Annotated in this window: 18 protein-coding genes and 1 riboswitch; of the genes, 11 read left to right on the forward strand and 7 right to left on the reverse strand. The window is 67.7% G+C overall.

The window, feature by feature from the left end; genetic code table 11:
- The first annotated feature begins 2 nt into the window (after positions 1–2).
- On the forward strand, positions 3–689 hold the full coding sequence (locus L0C60_RS08690; protein ID WP_234507617.1) for a 16S rRNA (uracil(1498)-N(3))-methyltransferase: 687 nt from the start codon (positions 3–5) through the stop codon (positions 687–689).
- Positions 686–1,117, forward strand: coding sequence for a hypothetical protein (locus L0C60_RS08695; RefSeq protein ID WP_234507620.1), 432 nt, complete (start codon positions 686–688; stop codon positions 1,115–1,117). The genes L0C60_RS08690 and L0C60_RS08695 overlap by 4 nt, the downstream gene beginning before the upstream one ends.
- Here L0C60_RS08695 and L0C60_RS08700 read toward each other — a convergent pair.
- Positions 1,031–1,933 carry an AEC family transporter gene (locus L0C60_RS08700; RefSeq protein WP_234507622.1) on the reverse strand — a complete coding sequence of 301 codons (903 nt, stop codon included), beginning with the start codon at positions 1,931–1,933 and terminating at the stop codon, positions 1,031–1,033. The two genes, L0C60_RS08695 and L0C60_RS08700, sit on opposite strands and share 87 nt — an antisense overlap.
- Positions 1,934–1,942: 9 nt before the next feature.
- Between L0C60_RS08700 and L0C60_RS08705 the strand changes: the two genes are divergently transcribed.
- On the forward strand, positions 1,943–2,764 hold the full coding sequence (locus L0C60_RS08705; protein ID WP_234507623.1) for a Rossmann-fold NAD(P)-binding domain-containing protein: 822 nt from the start codon (positions 1,943–1,945) through the stop codon (positions 2,762–2,764).
- Here the strand turns inward: L0C60_RS08705 and L0C60_RS08710 are convergent.
- Positions 2,759–3,667 carry a zinc-binding dehydrogenase gene (locus L0C60_RS08710; protein WP_234507625.1) on the reverse strand — a complete coding sequence of 303 codons (909 nt, stop codon included), beginning with the start codon at positions 3,665–3,667 and terminating at the stop codon, positions 2,759–2,761. The genes L0C60_RS08705 and L0C60_RS08710 overlap by 6 nt on opposite strands.
- Before the next feature lie 37 nt (positions 3,668–3,704).
- Between L0C60_RS08710 and L0C60_RS08715 the strand changes: the two genes are divergently transcribed.
- Positions 3,705–4,304 (forward strand): protoglobin domain-containing protein, encoded by a 600-nt coding sequence (locus L0C60_RS08715; RefSeq protein ID WP_234507628.1) that lies wholly within the window; start codon positions 3,705–3,707, stop codon positions 4,302–4,304.
- Here L0C60_RS08715 and L0C60_RS08720 read toward each other — a convergent pair.
- Genes L0C60_RS08720 through L0C60_RS08735 form a run of 4 tightly spaced genes read right to left on the reverse strand, consistent with a single transcriptional unit; the run spans position 4,301 to position 8,656 of the window.
- Entirely contained in the window at positions 4,301–5,107 is an 807-nt protein-coding gene (locus L0C60_RS08720) for a carbohydrate ABC transporter permease (RefSeq protein WP_234507630.1), read from the reverse strand. The genes L0C60_RS08715 and L0C60_RS08720 overlap by 4 nt on opposite strands.
- On the reverse strand, positions 5,107–6,216 hold the full coding sequence (locus L0C60_RS08725) for a carbohydrate ABC transporter permease (protein ID WP_243092678.1): 1,110 nt from the start codon (positions 6,214–6,216) through the stop codon (positions 5,107–5,109). The genes L0C60_RS08720 and L0C60_RS08725 overlap by 1 nt, the downstream gene beginning before the upstream one ends.
- 54 nt (positions 6,217–6,270) lie before the next feature.
- Positions 6,271–7,506, reverse strand: coding sequence for an ABC transporter substrate-binding protein (locus L0C60_RS08730; RefSeq protein ID WP_234507634.1), 1,236 nt, complete (start codon positions 7,504–7,506; stop codon positions 6,271–6,273).
- On the reverse strand, positions 7,463–8,656 hold the full coding sequence (locus L0C60_RS08735) for an ROK family transcriptional regulator (RefSeq protein ID WP_234507636.1): 1,194 nt from the start codon (positions 8,654–8,656) through the stop codon (positions 7,463–7,465). Before L0C60_RS08735 ends, L0C60_RS08730 begins: the two co-directional genes overlap by 44 nt.
- Positions 8,657–8,775: 119 nt before the next feature.
- A riboswitch (cobalamin riboswitch) is annotated at positions 8,776–8,934 on the forward strand.
- Between the two features lie 139 nt (positions 8,935–9,073).
- Here L0C60_RS08735 and L0C60_RS08740 point away from each other — a divergent pair.
- Genes L0C60_RS08740 through L0C60_RS08770 form a run of 7 tightly spaced genes read left to right on the forward strand, consistent with a single transcriptional unit; the run spans position 9,074 to position 14,249 of the window.
- Positions 9,074–9,928 (forward strand): ABC transporter substrate-binding protein, encoded by an 855-nt coding sequence (locus L0C60_RS08740; RefSeq protein WP_234507638.1) that lies wholly within the window; start codon positions 9,074–9,076, stop codon positions 9,926–9,928.
- Between the two features lie 3 nt (positions 9,929–9,931).
- Positions 9,932–10,960, forward strand: coding sequence for a FecCD family ABC transporter permease (locus L0C60_RS08745; protein WP_234507640.1), 1,029 nt, complete (start codon positions 9,932–9,934; stop codon positions 10,958–10,960).
- On the forward strand, positions 10,947–11,699 hold the full coding sequence (locus tag L0C60_RS08750; protein ID WP_234507642.1) for an ABC transporter ATP-binding protein: 753 nt from the start codon (positions 10,947–10,949) through the stop codon (positions 11,697–11,699). Before L0C60_RS08745 ends, L0C60_RS08750 begins: the two co-directional genes overlap by 14 nt.
- Entirely contained in the window at positions 11,680–12,012 is a 333-nt protein-coding gene (locus L0C60_RS08755) for a hypothetical protein (protein WP_234507644.1), read from the forward strand. Before L0C60_RS08750 ends, L0C60_RS08755 begins: the two co-directional genes overlap by 20 nt.
- 39 nt (positions 12,013–12,051) lie before the next feature.
- Entirely contained in the window at positions 12,052–12,789 is a 738-nt protein-coding gene (locus L0C60_RS08760; protein ID WP_234507646.1) for an SDR family oxidoreductase, read from the forward strand.
- A gap of 20 nt (positions 12,790–12,809) precedes the next feature.
- A complete protein-coding gene (locus tag L0C60_RS08765) occupies positions 12,810–13,085 on the forward strand; it encodes a hypothetical protein (RefSeq protein WP_234507648.1) in 276 nt (91 codons plus the stop codon).
- Between the two features lie 3 nt (positions 13,086–13,088).
- Complete coding sequence (locus L0C60_RS08770; RefSeq protein WP_234507650.1) at positions 13,089–14,249, forward strand: serine hydrolase domain-containing protein; 1,161 nt, start codon at positions 13,089–13,091, stop codon at positions 14,247–14,249.
- Between the two features lie 16 nt (positions 14,250–14,265).
- Here L0C60_RS08770 and mntR read toward each other — a convergent pair whose 3' ends face one another.
- Positions 14,266–14,931: a manganese-dependent transcriptional regulator MntR gene (gene mntR / locus L0C60_RS08775; RefSeq protein WP_234507652.1), complete on the reverse strand. Its 666-nt coding sequence runs from the start codon at positions 14,929–14,931 to the stop codon at positions 14,266–14,268.
- Between the last annotated feature and the right edge of the window lie 83 nt (positions 14,932–15,014).

The following is a 15,014-nucleotide window of genomic DNA, read 5'->3' on the forward strand; positions in this document are numbered from 1 at the left end:
CCATGCGCCCCCACCGCGCCTACAGCCCAGGCCTTACCGGGGTGCTTTCCCTAAGGGAAAGCCGCCACCTCCTGGAGGTGCTCAGGGCCCGGGTGGGGGACCGGTTCACCGTGTTTGACGCCGAGCGGGAGGCCTTAGCGGAGGTGGTGGACCTGGGGCCCCCGGTGCGCTACCGCATCCTCGAGGAGCGCCGCCCCGAGCGGGAGGTGGGGGTGGAGGTGGTCCTCTACGTGGCCCTCCTCAAAGGGGACAAGCTGAGCGAGGTGGTCCGGGGGGCCACGGAGCTCGGGGCCACCCGCATCCAGCCCCTCGTCACGCAGCATAGCGTGCCCAAGGAGATGGGGGAGGGGAAGCTTAAGCGCCTCCAGGCCATCGCCGTGGAGGCGGCGAAGCAGTCGGGGAGGCTAAGGGTTCCCGAAATCCTTCCCCCCATTCCCCTCAAGGCGGTCCCCCAGGTGCCCCAGGGCCTCGTGGCCCACGTGGGGGCGGGCCGCCTGGTGCGGGAGGCCTTGGACCCGGAGAAGCCCCTGGCGCTCGCCGTGGGGCCCGAAGGGGGCTTCGCCGAGGAGGAGGTGGAGCTTTTGCAGGAGAGGGGCTTCACCCCCGTCACCTTGGGGCGGAGGATCCTGAGGGCGGAAACCGCCGCCCTCGCCCTCCTCGCCCTTTGCACCAGCGGGGAGGGAAGGTGAGGGCGTTTTTCCTTTTGCTCCTCCTCCTTTCCGCTTGCCGCTACACCTTTTTGCCCCTGGACCCGGGCAAGCCCTCTCCTCCGGAAAGGCCTTTCCTGGTGGCCCGGCTCATCCCGGAGGCGCAGGAGGCGAGGCTTGTCCTAAGGGTGGAGCGCCTGCTCCGTCCCGGCTACCTCCACCTCCTTTGGTACCGGGAGGAAACCCTCCTCCTGGAGAAGGCGCTTTTCCTGGAGAGTCCTGGGGAGTACCAGGTCCGGTTTCCCCTACAAGAGGGGTACCACCGCTTGGTGGGGCTTTTTGAAGGGGTGGCGCTTTTCCAGTTGGACCTGGGCACGCCGGGCCTACCGGACCCCGATGAACCAAAGGACCAGGGGGATGGTGAGGAAGGCCAAGAAGGTGGAAACCACCACGCTTCGCGCCACCCGTAGGGCGTCCCCGCCAAACTCCCGCGTCATGAGGAAGGCGTTCACCGCCACGGGGGTGGCGGACTGGAGGACCAGGACCTGGTGTTCCAGCCTGGGAAGCCCCAGAAGAAGCCCCGCCCCGTAGGCGAGGAGGGGGGCTAGGAGGAGCCTCAAGGCGCTGGCCGTGGCCTCAAAGGGGCCCACCTGGAAGCGGGTCTGGCCCATCTGCATTCCCAGGGTTAGGAGGAGGACGGGGATGGCCGCCTGGCCCATGAGCCGCACCCCCTCGTCCAGGCGGAAGGGGAGGGAGACCCCTAAGGCCTTTAGGAGAAGGCCCAGGAGGAGGGCGTAGAAGAGGGGCAGGCGCAGGGTGAGGCGAAGCCCTTCCCATAGCCCCCCGCCCCGGATGAAGGCCGGCCCCAGGCCGAACATGACCACGCTGGAGAGGACGAAGTAGACCACGGCCCGCCGAAGCCCTTCCTCGCCCAAGGCGAAGTAGGTGAGGGAAAGGCCCATGTTGCCGGAGTTGGGGAAGAGGCTACAGACCACGAGGCCTTTAAGCCCTTCCGGGGAGAGCCCAAGAAGCCTCCCCGTCCCTTGGATGAGGAGGAAGAGGAGGGCGTAGGTGAGGGCGAAGCCAAAGAAGAGCCCCCAAAGCCCTTCCCGGGTGTACTCCGCCCGGTACATGGCGTCAAAGATCAGGGCGGGCACCAGGAGGTAGAGGGTGAGGCGGCTTAGGGTGGTGAGGTCCATGGGCATGCGCCGGCCCAGGAGGTAGCCGGAGAGGACCACCAGGGCCACGGGGACCACGGTGTTGAGGAGGGCCTGCATGTGGGGCATTCTAGGGCTATGCCGAGCTATCGGGAACTGGCGGAGGCCATCCGCAAGGTCCTCCTGGAGGGGGCCGTGGCCCCGAGGAGGCAGGTTTTGTCCCTTCCTTGGGGGCAGTTTTTGGCCATGCCGGCGGCGGACGGGGAGGTGGCGGTGTGCAAGCTGGTGACGGTGGCGCCGGGGAAGGCCCCCATGGTCCAGGCGGAGGTGTGGGCCAAGCGCCTGGCCACGGGGGAGGTCTTCCACCTTCCGGGGGAGGAGCTCACCCAAAGGCGCACCGCCGCCCTTTCCCTCCTTGCCGCCAGCCTCCTTGCGCCTAGGCGGGAAGGGGCCCTCCTGGTGGTGGGGCCGGGGGCCCAAGGGGAGGCCCACCTCGAGGCCTTCGCCGAGGGCTTCCCCCTCACCCGGGTCCTGGTGCGGGGGAGGGGGCGGGAAAGGGTGTTGGCCTTTTTAGCCAAGGCCCAAGAACTGGGGCTAGAGGCTTCCGAGTGGCGGGAGGAGGAGGTCCCCGAGGACGTGGCCTTTATCGTCACCGCCACCCCAAGTCCCACCCCCGTCCTGCCCCCCAGGGTGCCGGATGGGGTCTTCCTGGCGGCGGTGGGGAGCTATCGCCCGGAGATGCGGGAGGTGCCGGAGGCCTTGGTGGCCCAGGCCGCCCTCTACTGCGACACGGAGGACGCCCTTGTGGAGGCGGGGGAGCTTCAGGGGCTAGACCGCCCCGCAATCCCCTTGCGGGAGGCCCTTTTGGGCAGGCGCGCGGAGGGGCGGTTCGTCCTCTTCAAGAGCGTGGGCCACGCCCTCTTTGACCTGGCGGCGGTGCGGGCCTATTTGCGCCTATAGCCGGACCACGATTTTGCCCGTGTGCCCGCGGTCCAAGAGGGCCTGGAAGGCGGCTTCCGCTTCCGCAAAGGGGAAAACCCTGCCCACCACGGGTTTGAGCTCCTTCCCAAGCCGGGGGAGGAGAAAGCCCAAGGCCTCCTCCACGAGGGCCCTTTCCCCCATGAGGGGCGCAAGCCAAAAGCCCAGGACGGCGAGGTTTTTCCGCATGAGCCGCAAGGGGGGGATGGGCACCACCTCCCCCTCCGCCGCCCCGATGTAGACCAAGCGGCCTTGGGGCTTGAGGAGGGCGAGGCTTTCCTCTATGGCCTTGCCCCGCACTTCCAGGACGAGGTCCACCCCGCCCAAGGCCTTCACCCTTTCGGGTAGCTCCTCGTAGGTGGCGGCAAGGTCCGCCCCGAGGCGCTCAGGGAGGGCGAGCTTTTCCGGCCTCGAGGCCGCCGCTACCACCTTTAGGCCCAAGGCCCTTGCCACCTGCACCGCCGCCGTGCCCAAGGCCCCCGCCGCCGCCTGGACCAGGACGCTTTCCCCGGGCTCCACCCCCGCCCGCTTTAGGGCCAGGTAGGCGGTGAGGAAGGAGACGGGGTAGGCTGCGGCCTCCTCTGGGGAAAGCCCATCGGGCACGGGCAAAAGGGCCGCCTCCGGCACCGCCACCCGCTCCGCCAGGCCCCCTTGGCCCACCAAGGCGGCGTAGCGCCCCTTCCCCACCCGCCCCACCACCTCCATCCCCGGGATGAAGGGTGGGTGGAGCCGGGTGAGGTAGGCTCCAAGCCGCAAGAGGTGGTCGGCGAAGTTCAGGCCCACCGCCTCCACCTGGAGGACCACCTCCCCGGGCCCCGGCTTGGGGTCTTCCACCTCCTTAAGGACCAAAGGGGCCCCTAGTTTCTCCTGCACCCAGGCTTGCATGGGGGTAGTTTAACCTGGCTTGGTATTCTTTAGCTGGATGACGGAGAAGAACCTCGCCCGCTTTTACCAAATCGCCCAAGAGATCTGGAGCCAGCTCCCGCCCTCGGCCCGTTTCCGGCCCCTGGAGGACGGGAAGATCCTTTCCCGAAATGCCTCCCTCATGGAGGGCTGGACGGAGGACCTGGTCCAAGGCTTTTACGACACCCTCTTCGGCCACCCCGCCACCCGGAGGGTCTTCCGCGAAGGGGAGAGGCCCGCCCGGGAGAAGACCCTAAGGGACTGGTACCTGCGCACCCTCAGGGGTCCCTTTAATGGCCAGTACTTCGCCTGGCAGGCCTTGGTGGGGCTTGTTCACGTGCGCCGGGGTGTGACCAACGCCATGATGGCCGCCATGTGGAACTGGCTGGTGGAGGAAGTGGGGCGAAGGGCCCGGGAGCACCTCCCCCTGGAGGAGGCCCGGGCCTTGGAGGACGCCTGGCGCCGCTTGGCCTTCACCGTCATGGCCCTCATCGCCGAGGAGTACCTGGAGGCCTACCTCGAGGCCCTGGCCCTCGCCAAGGGCCAAGACCCCCGGGCCTTTATAGAAGAGGCCCAGGAGGCCGCGGCCCGGCTTTTGGAAAGGCTTAAGCCCGCCTAGCCCTTCACCGACCCGGCCAAAAGCCCCCGCAGGAAGTACCGGCCCAGGAAGATGTAGACGAGCAGCGTGGGCAAGGCGGCCAGGATGGCCCCGGCCATGGGCAGGTTCCACTTCACCGCCTCCCCCCCGGCGAGCTGCGCCAGGGCCACGGTGATGGGTTGGCTTTCCGGCCGGGTCAGGGTCACGGCGAAGAGGAACTCGTTCCAGATCTGGGTGAACTGCCAGATGGCCACCACCACGAAGGCAGGGGCGGAAAGGGGCAGGATCACGTGGCGGAACACGCCGAAGAAGCCCGCCCCGTCTATCCGGGCGGCCTCCACCAGCTCATCGGGGATTTCGCTGTAGTAGTTTTTGAAAATCAGGGTGACGATGGGGATGCCGTAAATCACGTGCACCAGGATGAGGCCGAGGAGGGAGCCGTAGAGCCCAATGGCCTTCACGAACTGGAAAAGGGGGATGAGGATGCTCTGGTAGGGGATGAACATGCCGAAGAGCATGAGGGCGAAGAGGAGGTTGGAACCGGGAAAGGGCCACTTGGCGAGCACGTAGCCGTTCAGGGCCCCTACCATGGCGGAAAGCAGGGTGGCGGAGAGGGCCAGGACCAGGGAGTTTTGGAACTTGGGCCGGAAGGCTTCCCAAGCGATGCGGAAGCTCTCCCAGTACACGGGGTCAGGCCACTGCCAGACCGTGTCCAGGGTGATTTTGGCGGGCTCCTTGAGGGCCGTGAGAACCACCAGGTAGACGGGAAGGAGGAAAAACCCCGCCATGAGGAGGAGAAAGGCGTAGAGGAAGATCCGGCCCATCAGCGCCGCACCTCCTTTCTGAGTTGGCTTGCCAGGTAGGGGATGACCACCACGGCCACGAGAAGGAGGAGGAGGATGCCGATGGCCGCCCCTTTGGCGAACTGGTTGCCCCGGAAGGCCAAGAGGTACATGTAGATGGCGGGCACGTCCGTGGGGGCGTAGTCCAGGCCGGCCATGGCGAAGATGAGGTCAAAGATCTTCAAGGCGATGTGGCCCAGGACGATCATGGCGGAAAGGGTGATGGGGGCAAGCAGGGGGAGGATCACGTACCGGTAGGTCTGCCAGGGGCTAGCCCCGTCCACCTTGGCGGCCTCGAGGATCTCCACCGGGATGCCCCGAAGCCCCGCCAGGTAAAGGGCCATGGTGTACCCCGACATCTGCCACACCGCCGCCAAAATCACCCCCACCAAGGCCAGGCTAAAGCCGTGGGGTTCGGGGTAGGGGAGGAGGTGCACCCCCCGTCCCAAGGTGAAGGCCCAAAGGAGGAGCACCCCGCCCGAAAGGAGGGCAAAAAAGCGCCGCTTCCTCTCCCCTTCCCGGTGGGCCCGGTAGGCCACGTAGAGGAGCATGAGCCCCACCGCAAGGGCGGTGTAGAAGGGGAGTTGGTTCCAGTCAAAGACCAGGACCTGCTCCCGGGTGGTGAGCCAGGGGAAGGACAAAGGGGGTAGGCCAAAGAGGGTGGGCAGGACGTTCACCCCGCCTTGGGGTTGGAGGAGCCAGCGCCAGATGGTCCCCGTGACCACGAAGGAGAGGGCCATGGGGAAAAGAAAGACCGTGCGGAAAAAGCCTTCCCCCTTGGGGCTTTGGTCCAGCGCCACCGCCAGGAGAAACCCGAGGCCCAGGCTGCCCGCCATGAAGAAGAGGGTGAAGAAGATGAGGTTCACCACGCTTTGGCGGAAGCGCACGTCCACAAAGCCGGTGAAGAGCTCCTGGTAGTTGGCGAGGCCCACGAAGTGAAGCTCGGGCCTTTGGGCCAAGGCCTGGGCGGGGTTCTTGCCCCAATCGCTCAGGGAGACGTAGAGGTTTTGCCCGATGAAGCCGTAGACGAAGATGCCCACCGCCACCAAGGAGGGAAGGAGGACCAGGAAAGCCGTGATGCGGTCGCGCATGTTTCCTCGGGGAAAACCCCGTGGGGGACCAAGCCCCCACGGGGAGAAGGGCCCTTAGCGGCCCAGGCCCACCTGGTCGGCGATGGCCTGGGCGGCGTTGGCCGCCGCCTGCGGGCTCTTGGTCTGGAGGAAGATCTCCATCACCGTGCCGAACTGGCTCATGAAGCTCTCGGGCGCCACGGCCCCGTGGACCAAGGAGCCCACGATGCGGTTGGACTTCCAGTCCCGCATGGCCGCCTGGCCGTAGGCGTTGTACTTGGCGGGGTCGGAGTCCAGGCGGGCGGCGATGGAGCCCTTGAGGGGGTTGAAGGTGTCCTGCCCCTCCTTGGAGCCCACGAGCCTAAGCCAGTTGAGGGCGTTTTGGCGGTTCTTGGCCCCCTTGGGCAGGCCGAAGGAGTCGGAGAGCATCATGAAGACCCCCTGGGTGCCAGGGGAGGGCGCCCAGGCGAAGTCGGTGCCGGGGCGGAGCTTCAGGGTGGTGGCCATGTAGCCCGCCGCCCAGTCGCCCATGATGTTGAAGGCGGCCTGGCCCTGGACCACCCGGTCCACCGCCTGTTGCCAGGAGAGGCCAGCGGCGTCCTTGTTGGCGCAGTCCAGCACCTTGCCGAAGGTTTCCCAGACCGCCACCGCCTTGGGGTCGGTGAACTTCAGCTTGCCGTTCCAGAGGCTATTCCAGCCGTCCGCCCCCAGCATGGCCAGGGCCACGCTTTCCCACAGGTGCTGCTGCGTCCAGTTCTCGCCCAGGGCCAAGGGGGCTTGGAGGCCTTTGCGCTTAAGGGTTTCGCAGGTGGCGAGGAACTCGGCCCAGGTCCTGGGCGGGTTCACCCCCCACTCCCTTAGCTTCGCCGGGATGTACCACATGACGTTGGAGCGGTGGATGTTCACCGGCACGCTCCAGATGCCCCCCTTGTAGGAGATGAGGTCAATGAGCCCCTTGGGGAAGGCCTGGAGCCAGCCCTCCTGGCGGAAGAGGGAGGTGAGGTCCTCCATGCGGTTCGCCACCACCCAGGTGCCGATGAGCTCCATGCCGGCGTGGACCTGGAAGGTGTCCGGAGGGTCGCCCCCCAGCATCCGGGTCTTCAGAACCGCCTTGGCGTTGACCCCGGCCCCCCCGGTGACCGTGGCGTTGATGACCTCCACGCCCGGGTACTTCTGCTTGTAGAGCCGGATGAGGGCCTCGAGGGCCGGCCCCTCGTCCCCCGCCCACCAAGAGAAGATCTCCAGCTTGCCCGTCTGGGCCAGGGCGCTAAGCCCCAAAGCCATGCCGAGTACCCAAAGCCACTTCCTCATACCTACCTCCATTGCGACGTGGGCTTTCCGCCCACAGGCCGCCCAACTCAAAGAAGCGCGCCAAGAAGAGGCTCGCCCCGCCCACCGCTGCCGCCAGGTGCCCGTAGGAGGAGGGTTGGACGGAAAGGGCGCGGTGGGTTTCCAAGAAGGCGTGTTCCGCCAGCGCGCGGCGCATGGGGGCTTCCAGGAAGGGGAATAGCTCCGCTGCCTTCCCCCCCACCACCACCCGGGAGGGGTCGTAGGCCACGGCCAGGTTGGCGAGGAAGCGCCCCAAAGCCTCTCCCAGGTGGGCTAGGGAACGGAGGGCTAGGGTTTCGCCCCTCTTGGCCTCCGCCAAGAGGGCCTCGAGATCCTCCGCCTCCCCACCCAAGGCCTGGTAATGCCTCAAGAGGGCCCCAAGGCCGAGCTCGGTTTCCAGGCACCCCTTGCGCCCGCAGGCGCAGGGGGCCTCCCCAGGGCCAAGCCAGTGGCCCACCTCCCCCGCAGCCCCGTTGGCCCCTCGGAGGAGGCGGCCTTCCGAAACCACCCCTACCCCGAGGCCGGTGCTAAGGACGAGGTAGGCCAGGTTGGCTTCCCCGTGGAAGAAGACCTCGGAGAGGGCAGAAGCCTTGGCGTCGTTCTCCGCTAGGGCGGGAAGGGGAAAGGAGGCCAGGTAAGGGGTTAGGTCCAGGTCCCGCCAGCCTAGGTTTGGGGCGTAGAGGAGCCTGTTCCCCACCACCACCCCGGGCAGGGTGAAGCCGAGGCCCAAGGCCCCTTCGGCTCGGGGGAAGACCTCTTCCCGAAGCCGGCGGAAGCGTTCCTCGGGCCCCGCCTCCTTGGGCTGGGCCCACTCCTTCGCCCAAAGCACCTCGCCCCGCCAGTCCAAAGCGAGGAGGACCGTGCCCTCCACCCCGATTTCGGCGCCCAGGGCGAAACGCGCCCCCGGGCGGAGGTGCAGGAGGGTGCCCGGGCGGCCCAAGGGGGGGGAGGTGAACGCCCCTTCTTGCAAAAGCCCTTCCTTGAGGAGCTCGTCCACGAGCCGGCTCACGGCGCTTTTGGCCAAACCCGTGAGCCGGGAAAGGTCAGCCCGGGTGAGGGGGCCCCGCCGCAGGTGGCCCAGGATGGCGCGGCGGTTGAGCCTGCGGATTTCCTGCGTGTCCCCTTTGCGCACCCTCACCCCCTTTAGTTCGTTCTCAGGACTAAGTAAACCACCCTCCCCGTTCTTCGTCAAGCCCTTGTCAGCAGGGGCAAAGCGCCATAGCCTAAGGGCATGGCCCGCTAGGGCCTCAAAGCCAGGTCCGTTGCCCTGGTGCCTGGGCGCGTAGTCCAGGCTTAAAGTGGGGAAGTCCGGTGCAAGTCCGGCGCTGTCCCGCAACGGTAACCGGCCAAGCTACGGGGCTTTCTTCGCAGGCCGGAAGCCCGAATACCTGCCAGGGCCGTCCGCCTTTCCCCATGGCGGGCACCTCACGCGGATGGGGGGTTGGGGGCTTCCTGAGCTTTTCCCGCCCCTGCCGCTTTCGGCAGGGGCGTTGCCCTACCTCCCCCGGGCCCGGTGCGCCTGGCCCTAGCGGTCTAAAGGGAGGTGGGTATGAGGAAGCTTGTGGCGTTCTTCTCGGTCCTATTGGCCTTGGCCTTCGCCTTTCCCGTCACCCTCACGGACGACCTGGGCCGCCAGGTCACGCTCAAAGCCCCACCCAAGCGCATCGTTTCCATGTTGCCCTCGGTGACGGAAACGGTGTGCGCCCTCGGGGCTTGCGACCGCCTGGTGGCCACGGACGACTACTCCGACTGGCCGGAGAGCGTGAAGCGCCTGCCCAAGGCTGGGGGGCTTTACAACCCAAACCCCGAGCTCATCGTTTCCCTTAAGCCGGACCTGGTCCTGGTTTCCCGCTACGGGAGGCTTTACGAAACCTTAGAGCGGGCGGGGCTTACCGTGTTCGTGGTGCGGACGGAAACCTACGAGGACATCTTCAAGACCGTGCGCACCCTGGCCCAGCTCTTGGGGCTTCCCTCCCAGGGGGAGAGGCTGGTGGCCCAGATCCAGCGGGAGGTTTATGGGGAGGAGGTCCGGGCGGCCAAGGCCAAGGCCAGGCCCCGGGTTTACTACGAGATTGACCCCACCCCCTACACCGTGGGACCCGAGAGCTTCATCGGGGTCCTCATCCAGAAGGCCCGGGGGGTGAACATCGTCCCCAAGGAGCTTGGGCTTTTCCCCAAGATCGCCCCCGAATTCGTGGTGGAGAAGAACCCCGAGGTCATCGTGGCCACCTACCCGGGTGCCCGGGAAACCATCCAGAGCCGGCCCGGCTGGAACCGGGTGAGGGCGGTCCAGACGGGGAGGATCTGCGTCTTTACCGGGGGCGAGGATAGCCTCCTTTCCCGCCCTGGTCCCCGGGTGGCCCAGGGCCTGAAGCTACTCGTGGACTGCTTCCACGGGCGTTAGGCCATGACCCTCTCCTTGCCCCTTGCCCTCCGGCGAAGCCTCGTCTTCGCCTGGCTCCTCGCCCTTTTGGCCTTGGCCTTGGTCCTGGGGCTCGCCTTGGGGGCGGTGGCGGTGCCCCCAGGGGAGGTGGTGCGGGCCCTTTTGGGCCTCGAGGCCAACCCCATCGTCACCGAGCTCCGCCTTCCCCGGGTCCTCGGGGGGATGCTGGTGGGGGCGGCCTTGGGGGTGGCGGGGGCTGCCTTCCAGGGGCTTTTCCGCAACCCTTTGGCCGACCCCTACCTCATGGGGGCCGCCTCGGGGGCGGCCTTTGGCGTGACCCTCTTGGCCGTCCTCCTTGGGGGGCTTTCCCCCGCCTTCGCCCAGCACGTCGTCTTCCAGGGCCTCCCCCTTTCCGCCACCCTCTTTGGCTTCCTCGGGGCCCTCTTCGCCACCCTCCTCACCCTGGTCCTCGCCGGCGGGGTGGCGAGGACAGGGGAGTTGGTCCTGGCGGGGGTGGTGGTGGGGAGCGTGCTCACGGGGCTTACCACCTACCTCATGCTCCAGGACGCCGACCGGGTGCGGGCAGTCTTCGCCTATACCCTGGGGAACCTGGCCTTCCTGGGGTGGCCCTCGGTGAAGGCGCTGGCCCTTTTCCTCCTCCTTGCCCTGCCCCCCCTTCTCCTCCTGGGCCGGGTGCTGAATGCCTTGCAACTGGGGGAGGAGGTGGCGCAAAGCCTGGGGCTTCCCCTAAGCACCCTAAAGCTCCTCCTCCTCGCCGCAGCGAGCCTCCTCACCGCCGCCAGCGTGGCCCAGGCGGGGATCATCGGCTTCGTGGGGCTTGTCACCCCGCACGCCCTGAGGCGCCTTTTGGGGGAGGACTACCGGGTCCTCCTCCCGGCGAGCGCCCTGGGCGGAGCTGCCCTTCTGGCCCTGGCCGACCTCCTCGCCCGCACCCTCACGCGGCCCGCCGAGCTACCCGTGGGCGTGGTCACCACCCTTTTAGGAGGGCCCTTCTTCCTCTACCTCCTTTGGAGGCGCCGTGGACGGGCTTGAGGCTAGGGGCATCGTGGGGCCTTTTGCCCTGAAGGGGGTGGACCTCCTTTTGCGCCCGGGGGAGTGGGTGGCCCTCCTCGGGCCCAACGGCTCCGGCAAGAGCACCCTGCTTAGGGTAATGGCGGGGCTTCTTAGGCCCAAGCGGGGAGCGGTGTACCTGGAGGGAAAGCCCCTTAGGGCCTACGGGAGCTACGCCCGGGGCCAACGCCTCGCCTACCTGCCCCAAGGGGGGCCATACCCGGAGGGGCTCTTGGTGGAGGAAGTGGTGCGCCTCGGGAGGCTTCCCCACCTTGGATTATGGGGTAGGGAAGGAGAGGAGGACCGGGAGGCGGTGGCCTGGGCCCTGGAGGTGGCGGGGGCGGCCCACCTAAAGGGGCGGCTTCTCGGGACCCTTTCCGGGGGCGAGCGGCAGCGGGTCCTCCTGGCCCGCGCCCTGGCGGCGAGGCCCCGGTACCTCCTCCTGGACGAGCCCACCACCTACCTGGACCTGGCCCACCAGGCCGAGGTGGTGGCCCTCCTTAGGGGCCTGGCGGAGCGGGGGGTGGGGGTGCTCTCGGTCCTACACGACCCCAACCAGGCGGCCTTGGCCCACCGGGTGGCGGTCTTGCGGGATGGGCGCCTCCTTGCGGAGGGGCCGCCCGGGGCCGTGTTGGCAGAACCCCTTCTCCGGGGGCTTTACGGGCCCCGGGTGCGGGTGGCCCTTTTGGAGGGAAGGCCCCATGTCTATCTGGACGGATAGGGCCAGGCTGTACGTGCGGGGCGGGGTCCTCCTCCTAGACCTGGGAAGGGAAGCCCTTTTCTACACGGAAAGCGGCCCCCGATGGGCCCGCTACCTCCTGGTGGGGCGGCTTTACCCGCGGGATTGGCTTCGGCTTTCCCTTCCCCGGCAGGGGGTGCTCCACTACCCCCTTCCCGTGGATCCCTTGGCCTTTGAGTGGGAGGGCGATACCCTCGTCCTGCCGGGCCTCCGGGTCTACCTGGGAGGACCGCCCCCCTTCGTGGAAACCCCCTACTACGCCTGGTGCTTGACGGAGGGGGCGGAAAAGGGGTAGGGTGGCCTTACCGACCGTTCGGTCGTGGGGAGGTGTGCCGTGCGGCTCAAGGACAAGGTGGTTCTCATCACCGGGGCGGCCCACGGGATCGGCCGGGCTACCCTGGAGCTCTTCGCCCGGGAAGGGGCGAGGCTGGTGGCGGCGGACATAGAGGAAGGCCCCCTGGAGGAGGCGGCCTCCGCCACGGGGGCCATGCCCCTCGTCATGGACGTGGCCGACCCCGCCTCCGTGGAGCGGGGCTTCGGGGAGGCCCTGGCCCGGTTTGGCCGCCTGGACGGGGTGGTGCACTACGCCGGCATCACCCGGGACAACTTCCACTGGAAGATGCCCCTGGAGGACTGGGAGCTGGTGCTTAGGGTGAACCTCACGGGGAGCTTCCTGGTGGCCAAAGCGGCCTCGGAGGCCATGCGGGAGCGGAACCCGGGGAGCATCGTGCTCACGGCGAGCCGGGTGTACCTGGGGAACCTGGGGCAGGCGAACTATGCGGCCTCCAAGGCGGGGGTGGTGGGGCTCACGCGCACCTTGGCCCTGGAGCTTGGCCGGTACGGGATCCGGGTGAACGCCTTGGCCCCGGGGTTTATCGAAACGCGGATGACGGCCAAGGTGCCGGAGAAGGTGCGGGAGAAGGCCATCCAGGCCACGCCCTTGGGGCGGGCGGGGAGCCCCATGGAGGTGGCCTATGCGGCGCTTTTCCTGGTTTCCGACGAGTCTAGCTTCATCACCGGCCAGGTGCTCTTCGTGGACGGGGGAAGGACCATCGGGGCGGCGCCCGCCTAGCCTAGGGGTAAGCTTGGGGCATGCGGGCTTTGGGTTGGCTTTTGCTCCTGGTGGGCTTGGTGTTGGCTTGGCTTTTCCTTGGCCCCTTGGTGGCCTTCCTCCTTGCCTTCTTGTTCGTTCCCTTAGCGCTTTTGCTTGTCGCCTTGGCCTTGCCCTTGGCCCTTTTGGCCTTGGGGTTGGGGGTGGCGCTAAGCCTTATGGGGGTTTTCTTCAAGTGGCTTCTGCCCGTGGGCTTTCTCCTCCTAGGCCTTTGGCTGCTTCTAAGTCCCAAAAGGCCCATTCCCGAGGGGTGGTGAGGCATGGATTTTAGCGGACTGGATGGGCTTTTCCGCCGTATGACGGAGGAGGGCTTCCTGCCCGGGGCGGTGGTCCTGGTGGCCCGGGAGGGGGAGGTGGTCTTCCAGGGGACCTACGGCTTTCTGGACCCGGAGAGGGGCCTGCCCATGCGGGAAGACGCCCTTTTCAGGGTCTACTCCATGACCAAGCCCTGGGTTTCCGCCCTGGCCCTCTCCCTGGTGGAGGAGGGCGCTCTAAGCCTTCTGGACCCCGTGGAGAAGTACCTGCCTGGGTTTGGGGCCTTGCGGGTGGGGCGGGAGGTGGGCGGCGAGGTGCGGGAGGAGCCCCTGCGGGCCCCCGTCACCGTCTACGAGCTTTTGCGCCATACCGCCGGCTTCACCTACGGGGTCTTCTTCGCCTCCCCCGTGAAAAGGCTTTACCTCGAGGCCGGCGTGGACCGGTTTGACCTAAGCCGGGAGGCCTTTTTGGAGCGGCTTGCCGCTTTGCCCCTCCGCTTCCAACCGGGGGAGGCTTTTGAGTACGGGCTTTCCACGGACGTGCTGGGCCACCTCCTCGAGGCCGCCACGGGGAAAAGCCTGGCGGACCTGCTTGAGGAGAGGGTCTTTGCGCCTTTGGGCATGCGGGATTCGGGCTTCCAGGCCAAGGACCCCGTTCGCCTCGCCAAGCCCTTCCCCAAGGACCCGGAGACGGGCCGGCGCATCGCCCTCATCCCCGTGGAGGCCCCGCCCCCCCGCTACGCCGGGGGGATGGGCGGGGTGAGCACCGCTTCCGATTACCTGCGCTTCCTGGAGGCCTTGCGCACGGGGAAAGGCCTCCTCCACCCGCGCCTGGCCCGGCTCATGGCCGAGGACCACCTGGGCCCCCTCTACCCCGAGGGCCTGAAGCGGGGCCCCGAGTACCTCCCGGGCCCCGGGTACGGGTTTGGGCTGGGGGTGGCGGTCCGCCTGGGGGCGGGCCTTTCCCCGGGAAGCCCGGGGGAGTTCAACTGGGCGGGGTTTGGCGGCACCTACTTCTTCGTGGACCCCTCCTTGGGCCTAAGCGCCCTCTACATGAGCCAGGCCCCCAACCTGCTTTCCGTTTTGGAGCCCTCGAGGGCCCTCCATTCCCGCCTGGGGGCCAGGCTCCAGCACGCCTTCCGCACCCAGGTCTACCGGGCCCTTTAGGGTGTTGCTCCGCAGGTCAATCATCCCCGCCCGCCTCCACCCCCACGGCGGCGGCGAGGTCGGGGGGTAGGAGAAAGACCTTGTTCCCCAGGGCCACCCGCACGCCGTTTTGGCGCTCCAGGACCCGGAGGCGGGCCCCGGGGGTAAGCCCGAGCCGGGCCAGGAGGTGGAGCGTCCCCGGGTCTTGGACCAGGGCCCGCACCACCCGCGCCTCCCCGAGCGGGGCCTCGGTCAAGGGTGTGGCGGGCGCTTCCGGCAAGGCGAGGTCCTGGGTGGGGATGGGGTCCCCGTGGGGGTCAAAGGGGGGGTGGCCCAAGAGCTCGGCGATGCGGGCCTCAAAGGCCTCGCTGATCACGTGCTCTAGCCGCTCCGCTTCCTCGTGAACCTCCTCCCAGCCGTAGCCCAGGGCCTGGTGGAGGTAGGCCTCGAGGAGCCGGTGGTGGCGCAGGACCTCGAGGGCTACTCTCCGCCCAGCAAGGGTCAGGCTTGCTCCTTGGTAAGGCTGGTGTTCTACCAGACCTAGAAGGGCGAGCTTCTTGAGCATTTCGGTAGCCGATGGGGGGCGAACCCCCATCCGGCTTGCCAAGGCTTGGGTGGAAACCGGGGCTTGGCCTTCGAGCTCCAAGAGAAGGAGGTTCTTTAGGTAATCTTCCTGGGCTTCGGTAAGGGGGGGGCGCTGCATAGGAACCGGGATCGCTTAGCCAGGCCTAGTATAACCCAAGTTGCTACCCAGCCATCTTCTGGGTCAGGAGACTGATGTTATGG

Source organism: Thermus hydrothermalis (genome assembly GCF_022760925.1).
In the GTDB taxonomy this organism is placed as follows: domain Bacteria; phylum Deinococcota; class Deinococci; order Deinococcales; family Thermaceae; genus Thermus; species Thermus hydrothermalis.

Bases quoted from the DNA above. Each gene is read 5' to 3' on its own strand.
- L0C60_RS08690 (WP_234507617.1), top strand. From the start codon at position 3: ATGCGCCCCCACCGCGCCTACAGCCCAGGCCTTACCGGGGTGCTTTCC.
- L0C60_RS08700 (WP_234507622.1), bottom strand. From the start codon at position 1,933: ATGCCCCACATGCAGGCCCTCCTCAACACCGTGGTCCCCGTGGCCCTG.
- L0C60_RS08705 (WP_234507623.1), top strand. From the start codon at position 1,943: ATGCCGAGCTATCGGGAACTGGCGGAGGCCATCCGCAAGGTCCTCCTG.
- L0C60_RS08710 (WP_234507625.1), bottom strand. From the start codon at position 3,667: ATGCAAGCCTGGGTGCAGGAGAAACTAGGGGCCCCTTTGGTCCTTAAG.
- L0C60_RS08715 (WP_234507628.1), top strand. From the start codon at position 3,705: ATGACGGAGAAGAACCTCGCCCGCTTTTACCAAATCGCCCAAGAGATC.
- L0C60_RS08720 (WP_234507630.1), bottom strand. From the start codon at position 5,107: ATGGGCCGGATCTTCCTCTACGCCTTTCTCCTCCTCATGGCGGGGTTT.
- L0C60_RS08725 (WP_243092678.1), bottom strand. From the start codon at position 6,216: ATGCGCGACCGCATCACGGCTTTCCTGGTCCTCCTTCCCTCCTTGGTG.
- L0C60_RS08730 (WP_234507634.1), bottom strand. From the start codon at position 7,506: ATGAGGAAGTGGCTTTGGGTACTCGGCATGGCTTTGGGGCTTAGCGCC.
- L0C60_RS08740 (WP_234507638.1), top strand. From the start codon at position 9,074: ATGAGGAAGCTTGTGGCGTTCTTCTCGGTCCTATTGGCCTTGGCCTTC.
- L0C60_RS08745 (WP_234507640.1), top strand. From the start codon at position 9,932: ATGACCCTCTCCTTGCCCCTTGCCCTCCGGCGAAGCCTCGTCTTCGCC.
- L0C60_RS08755 (WP_234507644.1), top strand. From the start codon at position 11,680: ATGTCTATCTGGACGGATAGGGCCAGGCTGTACGTGCGGGGCGGGGTC.
- L0C60_RS08765 (WP_234507648.1), top strand. From the start codon at position 12,810: ATGCGGGCTTTGGGTTGGCTTTTGCTCCTGGTGGGCTTGGTGTTGGCT.
- L0C60_RS08770 (WP_234507650.1), top strand. From the start codon at position 13,089: ATGGATTTTAGCGGACTGGATGGGCTTTTCCGCCGTATGACGGAGGAG.
- mntR (WP_234507652.1), bottom strand. From the start codon at position 14,931: ATGCAGCGCCCCCCCCTTACCGAAGCCCAGGAAGATTACCTAAAGAAC.